The 17,286-nt window shown below is 46.4% G+C and carries 14 protein-coding genes; 10 read left to right on the top strand and 4 right to left on the bottom strand.

Going from position 1 to position 17,286, the window contains the following annotated elements; translation table 11 throughout:
• Positions 1 to 87 precede the first annotated feature (87 nt).
• The 7 genes from hemW (at position 88) to dnaJ (ending at position 9,193) form a co-directional block, all read left to right on the top strand.
• Positions 88 to 1,266 carry a radical SAM family heme chaperone HemW gene (gene hemW, locus QP775_RS09205; RefSeq protein WP_285105330.1) on the top strand — a complete coding sequence of 393 codons (1,179 nt, stop codon included), beginning with the start codon at positions 88 to 90 and terminating at the stop codon, positions 1,264 to 1,266.
• A 150-nt stretch (positions 1,267 to 1,416) separates the two neighbouring features.
• Positions 1,417 to 1,890 carry an N-acetyltransferase gene (locus QP775_RS09200; RefSeq protein WP_239328618.1) on the top strand — a complete coding sequence of 158 codons (474 nt, stop codon included), beginning with the start codon at positions 1,417 to 1,419 and terminating at the stop codon, positions 1,888 to 1,890.
• A 697-nt stretch (positions 1,891 to 2,587) separates the two neighbouring features.
• Positions 2,588 to 3,616: a heat-inducible transcriptional repressor HrcA gene (gene hrcA / locus QP775_RS09195; protein WP_239328616.1), complete on the top strand. Its 1,029-nt coding sequence runs from the start codon at positions 2,588 to 2,590 to the stop codon at positions 3,614 to 3,616.
• A 65-nt stretch (positions 3,617 to 3,681) separates the two neighbouring features.
• Positions 3,682 to 5,241, top strand: a complete 1,560-nt coding sequence (locus QP775_RS09190; RefSeq protein ID WP_285105328.1) for a TCP-1/cpn60 chaperonin family protein — start codon at positions 3,682 to 3,684, stop codon at positions 5,239 to 5,241.
• A gap of 213 nt (positions 5,242 to 5,454) precedes the next feature.
• Positions 5,455 to 5,994 carry a nucleotide exchange factor GrpE gene (grpE, locus tag QP775_RS09185; protein WP_239328726.1) on the top strand — a complete coding sequence of 180 codons (540 nt, stop codon included), beginning with the start codon at positions 5,455 to 5,457 and terminating at the stop codon, positions 5,992 to 5,994.
• Positions 5,995 to 6,109: 115 nt separating this feature from the next.
• Complete coding sequence (gene dnaK / locus QP775_RS09180; RefSeq protein WP_285105326.1) at positions 6,110 to 7,945, top strand: molecular chaperone DnaK; 1,836 nt, start codon at positions 6,110 to 6,112, stop codon at positions 7,943 to 7,945.
• Between the two features lie 126 nt (positions 7,946 to 8,071).
• A complete protein-coding gene (gene dnaJ / locus QP775_RS09175; RefSeq protein ID WP_239328613.1) occupies positions 8,072 to 9,193 on the top strand; it encodes a molecular chaperone DnaJ in 1,122 nt (373 codons plus the stop codon).
• A 120-nt stretch (positions 9,194 to 9,313) separates the two neighbouring features.
• On the opposite strand, the gene QP775_RS09170 is transcribed toward dnaJ, so the two are convergent.
• The 4 genes from QP775_RS09170 to QP775_RS09155 form a co-directional block, all read right to left on the bottom strand.
• Entirely contained in the window at positions 9,314 to 10,609 is a 1,296-nt protein-coding gene (locus tag QP775_RS09170; RefSeq protein WP_285105324.1) for an MFS transporter, read from the bottom strand.
• 19 nt (positions 10,610 to 10,628) lie between these two features.
• Positions 10,629 to 11,534, bottom strand: a complete 906-nt coding sequence (locus QP775_RS09165; RefSeq protein ID WP_285105322.1) for a polysaccharide deacetylase family protein — start codon at positions 11,532 to 11,534, stop codon at positions 10,629 to 10,631.
• 294 nt (positions 11,535 to 11,828) lie between these two features.
• Positions 11,829 to 13,388 (bottom strand): M4 family metallopeptidase, encoded by a 1,560-nt coding sequence (locus tag QP775_RS09160; RefSeq protein ID WP_239328610.1) that lies wholly within the window; start codon positions 13,386 to 13,388, stop codon positions 11,829 to 11,831.
• A gap of 429 nt (positions 13,389 to 13,817) precedes the next feature.
• On the bottom strand, positions 13,818 to 15,344 hold the full coding sequence (locus tag QP775_RS09155; protein ID WP_239328609.1) for a glycine betaine uptake BCCT transporter: 1,527 nt from the start codon (positions 15,342 to 15,344) through the stop codon (positions 13,818 to 13,820).
• Between the two features lie 243 nt (positions 15,345 to 15,587).
• Here QP775_RS09155 and QP775_RS09150 point away from each other — a divergent pair, with 243 nt between their 5' ends.
• The 3 genes from QP775_RS09150 to prmA all read left to right on the top strand — a co-directional run bounded on the left by QP775_RS09150 (position 15,588) and on the right by prmA (position 17,275).
• On the top strand, positions 15,588 to 15,917 hold the full coding sequence (locus QP775_RS09150) for a hypothetical protein (RefSeq protein WP_285105320.1): 330 nt from the start codon (positions 15,588 to 15,590) through the stop codon (positions 15,915 to 15,917).
• Positions 15,914 to 16,126: a hypothetical protein gene (locus QP775_RS09145; RefSeq protein WP_285105318.1), complete on the top strand. Its 213-nt coding sequence runs from the start codon at positions 15,914 to 15,916 to the stop codon at positions 16,124 to 16,126. The genes QP775_RS09150 and QP775_RS09145 overlap by 4 nt, the downstream gene beginning before the upstream one ends.
• Before the next feature lie 171 nt (positions 16,127 to 16,297).
• Positions 16,298 to 17,275, top strand: a complete 978-nt coding sequence (gene prmA / locus QP775_RS09140; RefSeq protein WP_285105316.1) for a 50S ribosomal protein L11 methyltransferase — start codon at positions 16,298 to 16,300, stop codon at positions 17,273 to 17,275.
• The last annotated feature ends 11 nt before the right edge of the window (positions 17,276 to 17,286 follow it).

Genomic DNA, 17,286 nt, shown 5'->3' with positions numbered 1-17,286 from the left:
TGAACAAATAGGTACGTATCAGCAGTAAGCTGTTATCCTCATAAGAGACAGTTAAGCCTGATAACTTAGCAAGCAGGAGGGACTTAGATGACAACTGCACCTCGTGCGGTATATATACACATACCTTTTTGTACGAACAAATGCCATTATTGTGATTTTAACTCCTATGTGCTTAAGGGCCAGCCCGTCATGGACTACTTGCGAGCACTTGACCGTGAAATGGCATATACAGTGGCGCATAATCCGCCAGGTGTTATCGATACGATTTTTGTGGGTGGGGGTACCCCGACCGTATTGAAGCCGGATGAAATGGCCTACTTTTTGCAATCTGTACGTACGCATTTCCCACAGTGGAGTGAGAATATTGAGTTCAGTATGGAGGCTAATCCTGGTACTACCGATGCGGATAAGCTGCAAGTGATGCGAGAGGGCGGCGTTAATCGCCTCAGCTTTGGTGTACAGTCTTTTAATAATGAGCTTCTGCACGGCATTGGTCGAATTCATAATACAGACGATGTGTACCGCAGTATTGCCACGGCACGGAGCGTGGGCTTTGACAACATGTCAATCGATTTGATGTTTGGTTTGCCGAATCAGACGGTCGAAATGTTGGAACACAGCTTGGATAAAGCGCTGGAGTTGGATCTTCCACACGTATCCATATACTGTCTAAAGGTGGAGGAGAACACACTTTTCCACGCCATGTATCATCGTAACGAGCTTCCGCTGCCAAATGAAGATGATGAGTTGGATATGTATCTACTTATTATGGAACGGATGAAGGCCGCAGGATATCATCAGTATGAGATCAGCAATTTTGCGAAGCCTGAGTTTGAGAGCCGTCATAATACGACGTATTGGCGCAATGAGGACTATTATGGATTGGGTGCCGGCGCCCATGGCTATGTAGGTAGACAGCGACATATTAACATTAAAGGTGTTAATCCATACGTAGAGGCTAGCAAGGAAGGTTTGCCGCGGCTTGACTCCTTTACCGTTGACGAGGCCGAAGCGATGGAGGACTTTATGATGGTAGGCCTTCGCATGTACAGCGGGATTAGCCGTCAACGGTTTGCGCAGCAATTCGGTGACAAGAGCTTTGATGATGTTTTTGCAGTGCAGCTGAAGAAGCTTATACAATCCGATTTATTAGAAGTGATCGAGGACGGCTACCGTTTATCGGAACGTGGAGTTCTGTTTGGAAACGATGTATTCGGTTCTTTTGTCGGTGTTCTGACCCGGGAAGAAGCAGTAGCAGGTAGTTAAAATGAAGTTGTAATTGAAAGAGGATGTCTGGTTCCCTATGAAGGGTGAATCAGACATCTTTTTTTCAGAAAACTATTGAAAAAATATTCATTATGATGTATATTCATACACATTAACGAGATGAGTCAGTTCTGAGCAAGGGGGATAACGATGAGAGCGATGACGATGGCAGTATGCAGACGCGCGGTAATCGCAGATATAGAAGCATTATACGAATTAATACAGGGCTATGCGCTACAAGGGATAATGCTGCCCCGCACGAGAGAAATGCTGCAGGATCAGTTAGAGCACTTTATCGTTGCCGAGGCAGATGGAGAGTTAATCGGATGCGGCTCATTGACGCAGTTGGGTACAGAGTTGGTTGAGATTCGCTCATTAGGTATTTCGCCCTCCCACAAAGGCAAGGGGATTGGGACCATGCTGGTGGATGAACTGTTGGACATGGCACGTAAACGCCGGTTGACTAGAGTGATGGCATTAACGTATGAGGAGCGCTTTTTTATTAAAAATGGTTTTCATGTGGTGGAGAAAGATATTTTTCCGGAAAAAGTATGGAAAGACTGCATTAACTGCAGCAAACGTCATGCTTGCGATGAGATTGCCGTGCTGAGGATATTAAATTGACCTGATATAAATAAATGAAGCTGCTGCTTATTGGTGCATGTTCAGGCTGATAAGGAGTGGCTTTTTATATGCTGAGCGGTATGTAACGTATTCGTTTATGTTGGAACATAAAATGATATACCGTGCTGTACATACAGCATAATCGAACAAGCTCATTCTTGTACAGCACTATTTGGTGAATGATGGAAATATTGAAATCTGAAGTTTGAAGACAGCAGTACATTTGAACAAATACTATCTCTCACGTCTTATTTATGTTAGTGGTTATGTTCATAATAGAATCGTTCGTTATTACACGGTACAAAACCATCGATATGTATTAGAGACGGAAATCAGATAAGTGGATCGATAATTTTTTATCATCTATATAGTTTGTTTCGCTTTTGTAATAACATTTTACGAGATCTAGTGGTATAGGGCTAGGTCTATAAAGAACCTTAATAAAAGAAAACATCGCAAAAATGCAAAATAGACGCATTTAACATACTGAACTGACTTGACAATAGACTTGTCCGTTTGGTATTTTTGTATTAACAGTTAGCACTCGTTGAGGATGAGTGCTAACGACCAGTAAAGAAGAAGCACCTAGCGATATGCCGAATAGGCATTCATAGGGTGCTGTCTGTGCATCTGGATGACTCAGAGCAAGCTTAGAAGGGTATGGACTAGACTAGGAAGACAGAAGGGGGAATGTGTCATGCTGACTGAGCGCCAACGACTTATTCTAACAGCTATTGTAGATGATTATATCAGCTCAGCTGAACCTGTAGGCTCACGCAGCATCTCAAAACGCGGTGATGTAGCATTTAGTCCCGCGACGATTCGAAATGAGATGGCGGATCTTGAAGAGCTTGGGTACTTGGAGCAGCCGCATACGTCGGCAGGACGCATTCCTTCACAGAAAGGCTACCGTTATTATGTAGATCATCTGGTTCGGCTGGACGATCTGTCGCCAGAGGAAGTCATACGGTTGAAAACGATGTTTGCGGAAAAAATAACAGCGATGGAACAGGTGGTTCAGCATACGTCAACGGTGCTTGCACAGCTGACGAATTATACTTCAATTGCATTAGGACCAGAAATGTTTAACACGTCGCTGCGGCATTTTCAGCTATTGCCGTTATCGGAAGATACTGCCGTTGCCATTATCGTGACCAGTACAGGACATGTGGAGAATAAGACGGTACCGATTCCACCTGGTGTTTCTGCTGCAGAGTTGGAAAAAGTCGTCAACATTCTAAATGCCAAGCTAACGGGGATTCCTTTGATTCAGCTTAGGGCGCAATTGTATACAGAGGTTGGGCAGGAGCTTACGAAGTATGTCTCCCATGCACAAGAAATGATTGCGATGATTGAGAATGTGATGAGTGGTGAGGAAGTACACCGCGAGGTATATTTAAGCGGCACAACCAATATGCTCACGCAGCCGGAATTTAAGGATGTTGATCGAATCAAGACCATTTGGGATTTGCTTGAGGAAACACCGACGCTAATCAAGGTAGTGGGGGAATCTCCAACTGGTATACAAGTGCGAATTGGTCAGGAGAATTCGCACGAGGCCATTGCCAATTGCAGCTTAATTACGGCGACATATACGTATGACGGACAGACATTAGGTACGATCGGGCTATTGGGGCCTACGCGTATGGAATATGCAAAGGTCATGAATCTTATGAATCAAGTTTCGGGCCAGATGTCACTGTTTATGAAGCGTTGGAGTCGCTGATGAACCATAATAAGAAGCGATAATCATCATGAAATGATAAAGAATAAATAGGAGGAGCGTCGTATATGTCTCAAGGTCAAAGTGTATGGCAAGAAAATGATGATAAGTACGCAACGCTCCTCAACAACGCACAAGCTGTGCGAGCATTATGTTCAGCTGTAGAAGGCACGTTAGGTCCTAAAGGGCTGGATGTTATGTTAGTTGGGCAGCAGGGTGAGGTTATCATAACGAATGACGGAGTAACCATCTTGGAAATGATGGATGTGAGTCATCCAATTGCCAAGCTTGTTATTCAAGTAGCTAGGGCACAGCAGCATGAAGTTGGCGACGGGACGACTACGGCAACCGTATTGGCTGGTGCGCTTGTGCAGGCCGGCGTTGATCAAGTAACAAGAGGTGTGCCAGCCGCAAAAGTTGTTGCCGGAATCCAATTGGGAGCTGACTTTGCGAGTGAAGAACTGCGCAAGCGTGCCGTACAGCTGGATGGATGGGATGACCCGCTGCTGCAGCGCGCTGTTCACATCGCGGGGCGAGAACAGACTGATATTGTCAGCCTTGTGCTCGAAGCAGGAAAGTCTGTCGGCTGGGAACGATTGCGCGATCCACGATTCCGCTTGGCGGAGACGGTCGTTGCCCATGAAAAGGCGAGCAATGAATGGTTTAATGGCATGCTGCTCAAGCAGAAGCCGCTGCAACGAGAATGGCTGGCGGAAAGAGAGAATTGTCGTGTACTGGTACTGCGTGACAGTTTGGAGCCAGAGGCATTGGATGAACAGCTATTGACAACAGAAGCGGGCTTCCAGCAGTACATGCATTTACGGGCCAATTTCATGGAGCAGTTGGAGCGTCTGCACGAGCTTGATGTTGGCTTTATCGTACTGGAACGAGGCATTCACCCCGAAGCGGAGCAATTTTGCTTGGACCACGATATGATGGTTCTGCAGCGCGTAAGCCGTGACGATGTGCAGCGTGTCGCACGCCTCACGGGGGCAAAGCCGTTAAAGCGTGCCGCGCTCGGAAAGGATGCCGCTTCGCTCGCGGGCATGCTCGGCTGTACGGCGCGCGCTTGCTACGACGAGCGGCTTGAGCGCGTACGCTTATACGCGCCGGATGCCGAAGTGGCAACACCAGCTGCCCGCGATAAGCTGGTAACGCTAGTGGTCGGCGCGAGCACGCGCGAAGTTGTCGGCGAGCGGGCGCGTATCGCTGCCGACGCTGCTGCCGCATTGCAGGCTGCCATACAAGGCGGTATACTGCCAGGTGGTGGGGCTGCCGAATTGGCCGTAGCCTACGCCTTGGAGCGTTACCGCGAGACGGTGCGCGGCATGGAGGCATTTGGCATTGCCGCTGTCGCGGAAGCGCTGCGTAAGCCAATGGCACAGATCGTGCTTAATGCTGGTTTTAATCCACTGGAGAAGCTGGAAGAAGCAAGAGCCGCACAGGCACACGAGGCGACCGATACAATTGGCATTGATTGCGACACAGGGGCTGTGCTGGATGTATTTGATGCAGGTGTCGTCGATCCAGCAGCTGTTAAACTGCACGCCTTGAAGGCTGCGAGCGAGGTTGCTGCCGCTGTACTGCGAATTCATACTGTCATCAAGATGCGTGTGGATGCTGGCTGATCATCCAAGCGGTAGTTTGCGCAGATGCTGTCGGATGTCATGCAGTAGGGATAGATAGGACTAGGGGCTGGAGTTGAACAGCTATCCTTGATGCTTCATTGTAGGTATTTATCGGATAAAGATGTGTATTCGACATCATACTCCGCAACATATACAGTTATATTAGTGAACTACATAGGGGAGGTGAAAGGGTTGAAACCAGAACAAGATCAAATGAATGCCGATATTGAGCAATCCCCTCAAGTAGAGGAGATTGAAGAAACGGTTGATGAGCAGTTGGAAGAGCAAGCAGAAGCTGCTCAAGACAACGAGCTGGAGCAAGCTAAGGCGCAAGCAGAGGAGAATCACCAACGTTACCTTCGCGCGCAAGCAGATTTCGACAACTTCCGCCGCCGTACTTTAAAGGAGAAGGAAGATCTGGCGAAATATGCTTCCTTGAAGCTTGTAACCGAACTGGTACCAATATTGGATAACTTTGAACGCGCAATCGCGACCAACCCAAACAGTGGCGATACAGAATCGTTCACGAAGGGCGTCGATATGATATTCCGCCAGCTGCAGCAAGTATTGGAGCAGGAAGGTCTTACTGCAATGAATACAGTTGGCGAAGCGTTTAATCCTGAATTCCATCAAGCGATCATGCAAGTGGAATCGGATGAGTATGAAGAAGGCATCGTCGTTGAAGAAGTACAAAAAGGCTACATGCTTAAAGATCGTGTGCTTCGTCCAGCAATGGTCAAAGTTAGCGGCTAATGGCAGACGTTTAATAACAACGTCCGTGTCGTCAAGCGTGAGCTGTTGATTACGATAGAGACAACTGAAGTCCACATGAAGGACATGAACCATTTTAAAGGGAGGTTATTTTCAAATGAGTAAAGTAATTGGTATTGACTTAGGTACAACGAATTCCTGCGTAGCGGTAATGGAGGGCGGAGAAGCAGTTGTTATTCCTAACCCAGAAGGCGCGCGTACTACACCTTCTGTTGTAGGTTTTAAGAAAGATGGCGAACGTGTTGTCGGTGAAACTGCAAAACGCCAAGCGATCACAAACCCTGATCGCACGATTAGCTCAATCAAACGTCATATGGGAACAAATCATTCCACAGCTATTGACGACAAGAACTTTACGCCTCAAGAAATATCCGCAATGGTGCTGCAAAAGCTGAAATCCGATGCGGAAGCTTACTTGGGCCAAACGGTAACACAAGCCGTTATTACGGTTCCAGCTTACTTTAATGACTCCCAACGTCAAGCAACTAAAGATGCAGGTAAGATTGCTGGTCTCGATGTACTTCGTATTGTCAATGAGCCAACAGCGGCAGCATTGGCATATGGTGCTGACAAGACGGGTGACCATACGATCCTTGTCTATGACTTGGGCGGCGGTACATTTGACGTTTCTATTCTCGAACTTGGCGATGGTTTCTTTGAAGTTAAAGCAACAAGCGGCGACAACAACCTTGGCGGAGATGACTTTGACCAAGTCGTTATTGATTACCTAGTAGCTGAATTTAAGAAAGATAATGGCATTGACTTGAGTAAAGACAAAGCTGCTGTACAACGTTTGAAAGATGCAGCTGAAAAAGCGAAAAAAGAATTGTCCGGCGTGCTGACAACTACGATTAGCCTTCCGTTTATCACCGTTGTAGACGGCGTGCCTCAGCATTTGGAAGTGAACTTGACTCGTGCGAAGTTCGAAGAACTGTCTCACGATTTGGTAGAGCGTACGCTTGGACCAACTCGTCAAGCGATGCAAGACGCAGGCTTGACTCCTGCTGATATCGAGAAGATCGTACTTGTAGGTGGTTCGACTCGTATTCCTGCAGTTCAAGAAGCAATCAAGAAATTGACAGGTAAAGAACCTTACAAAGGCGTTAACCCTGACGAAGTAGTAGCACTTGGAGCTGCTGTTCAAGCAGGTGTATTGACAGGTGATGTAAAAGACGTCGTTCTTCTCGACGTTACGCCATTGTCCCTTGGTATCGAGACGGCTGGTGGTGTGTTTACGAAGATGATCGAGCGTAATACAACGATCCCTACTAACAAATCACAAGTGTACTCCACTTATGCTGACAGCCAAACTAGCGTAGAGATTCATGTATTGCAAGGTGAACGCTCTATGGCAGGCGACAACAAGACATTGGGACGCTTTATGCTGACGGACATTCCACCGGCTCCACGTGGTGTGCCTCAGATTGAAGTTTCCTTTGACATTGATGCCAATGGTATCGTTAAAGTGTCTGCACTTGATAAAGGTACAGGCAAGAGCCAAAACATCACAATCACATCTTCGAGCGGGTTGTCCGATGAAGAAGTTGAACGTATGATGAAAGAAGCAGAACTGCATGCGGAAGAAGACAACAAACGTAAAGAAATGGTTGAGATCCGCAACAGCGCTGACCAATTAGTATATACTACAGAGAAGACGCTGAAAGATTTGGGCGATAAAGCGGATCAAGCGGATATCGACAAAGCTAACGCAGCTAAAGATAAAGTGAAGCAAGCACTTGAAGGCAACGATGCCGATACAATCAAAGCAGCTACAGACGAGTTGATGGAAATTGTGCAACAATTGTCTGTGAAGTTGTACGAGCAAGCGGCGCAAGCAGGCCAAGCAGAGCAAGGTGCGCCAGAAGGCGGAGCGGCGAAGCAGGATAATGTTGTTGACGCGGACTATGAAGTCGTAGACGAAGACAAGAAATAAGCGTCTCCATACAGAGTCAAAGCCGGGATAGGTCTCGGCTTTGACTTTCCTTTTGTTAGGCTGTTATCATCAGTATAAGCTTATAACATGGTAAATAGGGCTAGTATTGCAAGTGGGGGTGGTATAATGGCAGATAAGCGTGATTATTATGAGGTGCTTGGCGTTAGCAAGGGTGCAGGAGAAGAAGATATTAAGAAGGCGTATCGGAAGCTTGCCCGTCAATATCACCCAGATGTCAACAAAGCCGCGGACGCGGAGGATAAGTTCAAAGAAGTAAAGGAAGCTTATGACGTATTAGGCGATGGCCAGAAACGTGCCATGTATGATCAGTATGGACACGTGGACCCGAATCAGGGCGGAGGAGGCTTCTCGGGCGACTTCGGCGGCTTTGGCGATATATTTGATATGTTCTTTGGCGGAGGCGGAGGCAATCGGCGTGACCCGAATGCACCGCAGCGTGGCAGCGACCTGCAGTATACAATGACAATAGAGTTTAAGGAAGCGGCTTTTGGCAAGGAGACGGATATTACAATCCCGCGTACAGAGCAATGTGATACGTGCTTCGGTACAGGAGCCAAGCCAGGCACGAAGCCAGATGCATGCTCGAAATGTCATGGCAGCGGACAAGAAGAAGTGGTGCAAAATACGCCATTTGGACGTATGGTGAACCGCCGGGCTTGTTCAAGCTGTCAAGGACGCGGCAAGATTATCCGTGAGAAATGTGGAACTTGTCACGGCGCGGGTTCAATGAAGAAGCAGCGCAAGATACATGTACGCATTCCTGCAGGGGCATTCGATGGCGCTCAGCTTCGTATGTCAGGCGAGGGTGAAAGCGGTCAGCGCGGCGGTCCAGGCGGTGACTTGTACATCATCATTCGTGTGAAGCAGCACGAATTTTTCCAACGGGAAGAAGACGACATCTACTGTGAAGTGCCGCTTACGTTTGCACAAGCAGCACTTGGAGATGAGATTGAGATCCCGACACTACACGATAAAGTGAAGCTAAAGATTCCTGCCGGCACACAGACAGGCACACAATTCCGCTTACGCGGCAAGGGTGTTCCACATTTGCGCGGCAATGGTAATGGCGATCAACATGTAAAAGTTGTTATCGTTACGCCCACGAAGCTTAACGACGAGCAGAAGGAAGCGCTCCGTGAGTTCGCAAATGTGAGTGGTGAAGCGCCGAGCGGCACTCACGAGGGAACTTTTTTTGATCGTATGAAACGGGCATTCCGCGGAGACTAATGTCATCTCTATATTAGAGAAGCCTCTCTACCTCAGGTCTACAACCTGTAGGGGGAGGCTTTTTGTTTTGAACTTGAAATTAAAAAATGAAGATAAATATGCAGTGTCAGCACCAATTTCTTATCGAGTACTATCAGTGTGTCCTGCGCGTATGGGATACAGGTAGAAACATATCAATGACAGCAGCAGTGCTGCAATTGGAATGCCAGCCAGCATCAGACGTATTCCTACAATCGCTGTATCCGGTTGAGTTGTGGCTTGTGCATGATAGCCGCTGTATTCCAGAACAACGCTCATAATAACGGCTTGCAGCGATACGCCAAATCGTATAATAAAACCGTTCATGCCAAAATACATCCCTTCTCGACGTGCTCCAGTGCGACGTTCATCGTCGTCAATAACTTCCGCCAACAGCACTTCTAACAGCACGATAATGCCGGCTAATCCAATTCCGATCCCTGCTGAAGTGATATAAGCCGCTAAAGAAGCAGTGACCCAGAGCAGAGGGCTTAAGGATACTGCATAACACATAATAGTCGCTAACATAACTGCACGCGGGCCATAACGATTCGTCAGGCGTCCCCAAAAGTATACAAATGGTATGGCCGTAATAAACACGGTTCCAAGCATAATGGTATTAGCAAGTTCAGATTCAAGGAGCACATACTTTGTAAAAAAGGGTATAGCTGCAGGCAGCAGAGCAAAAGTAAGCTGAACTAAAAATCCGCCTAAAACGTAGATTAAAAATGCACGATTACTCAAGGTATAACGGATTGCGTTCCAGAAACCAATTGCAGGTGCAGCTGCATGTTTATTTTCACGCGCACCCCATACTATTGCGGATAAGGATACGATAGAGATCAACCCGAATAATAACCCCATCATCTTCCAACCGTACGTAACATATACAAGGGGAGGAACGGCAACGCCAGCAATCATGCCAAGTATGCCGAACATCTGCTTCCAGGAGGATGCAGAGGCCCTTTCTTTTATAGAGACAAACATCTCAGGAAAGAGGGCAGAGTAGTTTAGAATAACAAGAACATACAGCACATCGTAGATAAGGACGACCACTAAAAAATACCAGATTAGTCCAGGTCCGGATGTCAACGGAACCCAGAGCAGTGTAAATACAGCAGCTAGTGGCAGCAGGCCAAAAGTGATATAAGGAACACGTCTTCCCCAGCGGGTACGAACACGGTCGCTCGTATATCCGAACAGTGGATTCAACAATGCGCCGATCAGCCCGTGTATAACCATCACAATTCCAACATGTGCTGGCCGAACTCCTAATATATCAACGTAATAGTAAACGATGTAGGCGGAGAACATCTGGGCCATAAGATTGGCGGCAAAATTGCCTGAAGTGAAGGCCGCTTTATGTGCTAATGTTGTATGCAGCGGTGATTTAGCCATCCAACACCATCCCTTATCATTACTCTTTTAGCCTATTGCGTTGGACTTGACGGACATCGAGCCATCTGACAAGCTGAATGTTCTCTTCTCGCAGCAGCTCACGAATGTCGGGATCACGAAATAGATCAAATTCAAAGCCTCGTTTTTGCCAATGTGGTGTAATCGATTTTAGCTCGTCAGAGACGTGCGCAGGGTGTATAATAATCTCAGATAACCCCGGCTGCAACCCGCGCAGCAGAGCACACATAGATGCTTTGGCCACCTCATACGTTTCCCCAGTCTCAAGCGCATATCGTAGTCCAAGAAGATCATCGAGGATCATAATTCCTTGTTCTCCCGCCTGTTCAGCTCGTTGTTTCGCAAGTGCTGTTAATTCAGGGGGGACATTCATACCTGCTTTTGGCAGACGGAACGGCAGATCGTAAGCAGAACATAGATCGAATACGAGCTGTAAGAAATCTCTGCCCGTTTCAAGTCCATATACACTCCCCATATGATTATCCAGGTGGGACACATCAATTCCTTGGTGCAGGGCTGCTTCGATCTGAGCTATGAACTCATGTCTAATCTGTTCAACCTCCGCTTTTTGCTCAACAACAAGGCAACTCGCCGGGAAATACCCGCGTTCTGTCGTCAAGGAAGAAGTATCTCTTCTCTGGCAGACGGGCCCCCATTTGTATCCATCCCATTCACTTGTTAAAGTCAAATGAACTCCAACGTCGAACTGGCGGTTAGCAGCACTCCAGCGGGCAGCATCCTCGGACCAAGCACACGGCATCATAATCGTCGCGGATGAGATGACTTCTTCCTGAAGTAACTGCTTGATAGCTTCGTTTACGGAACGACACATACCGAAGTCATCGGCATTAACGATTAGAAGGCGTTGATTGTGATCAAAGCCTAGCCGTTCATTCATCCTTAACATCATTTGCCTCCTTTTCAGCCAATCTACGTTTAGTAAGCGCTTACTTATTTAGTTGCTATTATATTCGCACAGAACAAATACGATCCCAAAGAAGACAAGCTAGTTTCTATTTTTGTTTGTGTTTGTGAATAAACAAGGATGGAGTTAGCTGTTATAGTCTCAAAATTAGACTGTTGTCACAAAGAATAAGACCGCGCACCGGATAGATGACGCGGCCTTATCTGGTAGTTAAATGGTTGACAATGAGGAAGGGGGCTGTCGCCCAATTAACCGATTATGTGGAGAGAACAGGGATTAGTTAACGCCGACTGCTTGATAAGCAGATGTAACGGAGGCTGCTTGGAACGAGTTGGCACCATACAGATCCTTCGCGGATTGAATAGCGGCAGCACGCAGTGCAGAGAAGTTGGATGTTGGTGTTAAGTAGTAAACAAGCGCATGGTAGAAGATACCGGCTGCTACATCGCGTCCGATAGCATTTACATTTACGTTGTAGTGAGTTCCGCCTTCAGAGAGGAGATAGAATACTTTGTTGTTTATACCACTGTTGATGTGAACTCCGCCGTTGTCAGAAGAACCAGTGTAACGATTGCTGTAATGATCGGGCTGATTGTAGAGTGTAGGGTTCTGCAAGGAGCGAATCGCTTTGCCTTGGCGGTGAATGTCATCACCGAGCAGCCAATTTTTCTTTTGAATATTATTTCCAAAAATATCGGAAATGGACTCATTGATAGCGCCTGATTCACCATAATAATTAAGGTTTGCTGTAAATTCAGTAAGACCGTGGGTCAATTCATGACCTACAACGTCCAGATCAGCAGAGAATGGATAGTAAGTAGTGGAGTTGCCATCACCGTATACGATTTGAACACCGTTCCAGAAGGCATTGCTATAGTTGTAGCCGTAGTGAACTGTAGATTTGATGAGGAAGCCGTTGCCATCCAAGCTGTTGCGACCGAACTTATTGAAGTAGTAGTCGTAGACTTTACTTGCATAGGCATGTGCATCAACAGCTGCCCGATCTGTAAAGTTGGTCGTTGTACTCTTTACAACCGTACCAGGCAACGAACTGGAGTTGTTGGCGCTAAAAGTGTGGATGCCGTTTCCGCGTGTTGCGTCCTTTAAGTTATATGCTCCGCTTGCATAGGTGGCTTCAAATGTTTTGGAATCGCCAAGTACGCCAGTTCCGGTAGCTGCGACTTCTTCGAGCAGGTCATACTTTTGCACAACGTCTCCACTCGCTGCATCAATAAAATAATGTGTACGCAGCGGCTGTGGTTCAAGAACGTTAACTTCTGTGAAGTAGACGAGATGTGTTACGCCATCAAGAGGGTAGTAGTAGAGGGTAGCAGTTGGTGTTTTCTGAGGTTCGCCCAGCTTGCCGACTTTCTTCTCGGCATCGGCGTTGGCAATCGAGATAGCATCGGTTGAACTAAGCTTCGGAAGTGATTCAAGACTCTCTGTGCTACTTGTTACGATACTGCCTAAGTATGAGGAGATGTCGCCTTTCTTGTCCAAATGGATCGTTTGTTCAGCGCCATATACCGGTATTCCTTTAATGTATTGTTGGAGTCGATAATGTTGGGTGCCTGTCTTTGGATCGACAAGTTTCTTCGTAATCCGCAGTTGATCCTGCGCTTCGCCGGCAATGTTGAGGCTTTCTCCTTGTGCATTTAAGTAACTCCAAATTTTCTCTTCTGTGGAACCGCTAGCAGGAGCTTTCCATTCTTCAACCAGAATTTTTTGACTAAAATCTGCTTGTGATTTGTCAGGCTGATTTCCTTGTGCGCCGACTGGAGCCGCTCCTACCAATAATGTTGCTCCCAAAAATAAGATCGCAATTTTTTTGTTCATGCTTCTCATCTCCATTCATCAATTTTATACACGTAAAAATGATGACTGTACCTAGATGCGATGCCACAGATAATTCACTATCTCGGTCTTACTTCTATAGACATCACTCCCCTCAATAATAAATTGCAATCGGGATCTTAGGTCATAACCAGGTGTATAAGATTGAGTTGTCAATCGTGGGTGGAAATGAAAGTGGGAGAAAGCGAAGTGGTTATTTGTGTGATGAAGGTAAAAAGATGACGTAAATAATTAAATTCACTAAATTCCAATAAGAATACTTGTGTTAATTAAAATTATAAATTAAGTTCACAATATTGTCAATCATATTTTAATATTTTATTAACAAGTGGTTAAAGATCGTGTTCAGGACATCAAAAAACGGCCATCTATCCGCTAGTTACACGTAAGAGGCCGTAAAATGAATATATGCTAGCTGTTATTTTCTAGAAGGAGTTCATCCAATTTCTTGCGGCGCTGCTTCTCCTTTTTGCGGTACTCGCGTTCCTCGTCATGAAGAGCTCTTGATATAGAAACAATCATACACAGCAGCACAACGGTAAACGGTAAAGCCGTCATAATAGACGCGGTCTGTAGTGCGTTTAAACCGCCGCTCATAAGCAGCACAGAAGCAATTAATGAGGTGAATATGCCCCAAGTGAGCTTAATGCCGGCTGTTGGGTCAGGGTTACCGTCAGAGGACATCATGCCAAGGACAAAGGTAGCAGAATCAGCCGAAGTAATAAAGAAGGTCACAATTAAGGCTGTCGCCAGCACGGCCAGTAACGTACCACCTGGCAAGCTCTCCAAGGTTACAAATAAGGCTGAGGTTAGATCTGCCTTGACAGCTGCAGCGATGGGCTTGCCTTGGAATATTTCCAAATGAAGAGCAGTTGAGCCGAATGTTGCAAACCAGATAAAGCTAAACCCACTTGGCAGCAGCATCGTTCCGAGCACAAATTCTTTAATGGTGCGTCCCTTTGACACTCTGGCAATAAAGGAGCCGACAAAAGGAGCCCATGCGATCCACCATGCCCAATAGAATAGTGTCCAGTTGGCGATCCATGAATTTTCGGAAAATGGCGTCAATCGGAGGCTCATTTGAATAATATTTTGCAGGTAAGAGCCTAGCGTTGTGGTAAAGGTGTCCAGAATAAACCATGTAGGACCAATTAGAAAAGTGATAATAAGCAGTCCGATCGCCATGAGCAGATTAGTATTCGAGAGCAGACGAATCCCTTTGTCTAATCCAGAAATGGATGAGGCTAGAAACAAAACGGTAACAACCGCAATTATAACTAGCTGAATCGTTATGTTGCTGGGCAGGCCAAAGACGTGATGAAGGCCCCCATTGATTTGCATGGCGCCCAGTCCCAGCGAGGTTGCTACCCCGAATGCCGTAGCAATAATAGCCAGAATATCTATCGCTTTGCCAATTGGCCCGTTTACATGCTTCCCTAACAAGGGATAGAACGTCCAACTAATAAGCCCTTTGAATCCTTTACGAAATGTAAAGTAGGCAAGTCCTAACGAAACTAGTGTATAAATTCCCCATGGATGCAGCCCCCAATGAAAAAAAGAGTAGCGTAGTGCGGTTCGTGCTGCATCCGCTGTCAATGGCTCGCCAGAGGGTGGTGTCATAAAGTGGCTAATAGGCTCGGCAACTCCCCAAAATACAAGTCCAATGCCCATCCCTGCGCTGAACAGCATCGCAAACCATGACATATTGGAATACTCCGGCTCATCATCATCGTCGCCAAGACGAATGTGTCCGAATTTGCTGAACGCAAGATAGAGTGAGTACACAAGTATAATTAGAGCGGCGATCAGATAGAACCAGCCAAAACGGTTCGTAGCAAATGAGAGTGCCATATCCGTCGTCTCCGACAGGTGCTGAGGAGCGAACAATCCCCATAGAACAAAAGCTAAAATAATAAGGATAGATATTAAAAATACCATCGGTCCACTCCTTGAATATGTAATGTAGAACTGGAACTATTATTTCCCGCTACCAAACAGATAAATCACCCTCTTTTCAATTTTAACAAAGTAAATGTAAGTATAATCTTATAAATGGATGGATATTAAAGGAAATATTTCAAAGAAGAATAAATGCATAATGGGGCAGCAAGCTCGGAAATACTGTACTAGGAATTGAAATGAGTTTAACCCATTACACTTACAACAAGGAGGGTGTCCGAAATGACATTCAAAAATGAAAACTCATCTGTAGCAGGCTCAGGATTACTTGGTGCTGGAGCTGTAAATAAGAAGGTTGGCGCATCCCAAGCAAATGATGTTGAATTTGCTGCAGATCAAGCTAATGACACAGAATTCGGCGCTGAACTGGCTAACGGAGTAGGTGCTGCCGGAGTTGCAGGTGCTGCGGGTGTCACAGGGGTTGCAGGAGTTGCAGGTACAGCCGCTGGTCGTGCAACAGATGTAGAGTTTGCTGCTGATCAAGCAGATGCAGCAGATCTTGCTGCTGCAAAACGTGCTAGACAAGCAAATACACGCGCTGACCAACAATGAGTTATGTAGAAGCGCACTTCAACCATGCGGATGAAGCCCGTATGTGCGAGATTAAGCTGCAGTCACTACGGCTGCCATCCGTTCGGATGACAGAAGAAGTTCAGACTTCGCCAGAGGTTGGAGCTTACTTGCTGCAAGCAGAAGTGCCGCAACAGATGTGGGAGCGGGTGCAGGTCATTATTCAAGACCACAGCGGCTTGCCAAGCTGAACACGATTCCTATAATAAAGTCCAAGCAAACTCCTTACACGTCAGCATGCATATGCAAAAGCTGCTGTCGTTGTAAGGAGTTTGCTTTTTGTGTAGAATAATAAGGATGTGGATAAGCAGATTGGAAAGATTCCAATCTAGAATGAGCTGTTTAAAGGGGGATATCCACCCGTGCATTGGCATGAATTGACGATACATACAACAGAAGAAGCGACAGAAATGATCTCCAACTTTTTGCATGAGGCTGGAGCAGGTGGGGTTAGTATCGAGGAGTCCGGTACGTTAAATAAAGTACGGGATACTTCTTATGGCGAGTTGTACGACAGGCCGTTAAACGATATACCTGAAGGTCAAGCGGTTATGAAAGGTTATTTTGCAGAAGGCTCCGATTTAGAGGCGATACACAATGAGGTTCACAATCGGATCGAAGAGCTTCGAACCTATGACATTGATCCTGGAATTGCTACGCTTAGCTGGCGGCGAGTACATGAGGATGATTGGGCTGATGCATGGAAGCAATATTTCAAGCCGCAGCGTGTATCCGAACGCTTAACGATTAAGCCCACATGGGAAACTTATGAGCCGGTTCATGTAGATGAGCGTATTATTGAGATAGACCCGGGCATGGCTTTTGGCACAGGAACGCATCCAACGACTTCATTGTGCTTGCGTACGCTTGAGCATGTTATTCAGGGTGGTGAGGATATTATTGATGTTGGCACTGGCTCAGGCATACTCGCGATTGGCGCCTTAAAGCTCGGAGCTCGTCATGTGCTTGCTATCGACTTGGATCCGGTTGCTGTTGGCATTGCGGGTGCAAATGTCACGCTGAATGGCTTAAGTGAGCAGGTTACGGTTCGAGAAGGCGACTTGCTGCAAGTGATCAAGACTAGCGAAGCAGAGGATTCCGCTCGCCTTGGTGTGCAGCTGCCTGTCCAGATCATCGTCGCTAATATTTTGGCAGAAATTATTTTGTTGTTTGTGGATGATGTCTATGAAGCATTAGCTTCTGGCGGCCTGTACATTGCTTCTGGCATTTATAAGAACAAAGAACAGTTGGTTGCAGATGCGTTAGTGAAAAGTGGATTTAGCATAGAAGCGACAAATCACGACGATGATTGGGTCGCATTTGTTGCACGTAAAGCATAAGGGAAGGCGGA

It is taken from the genome of Paenibacillus sp. UMB4589-SE434 (assembly GCF_030226685.1).
In the GTDB taxonomy this organism is placed as follows: domain Bacteria; phylum Bacillota; class Bacilli; order Paenibacillales; family Paenibacillaceae; genus Paenibacillus_B.
This window is presented reverse-complemented; position numbering and strand designations above follow the sequence as displayed.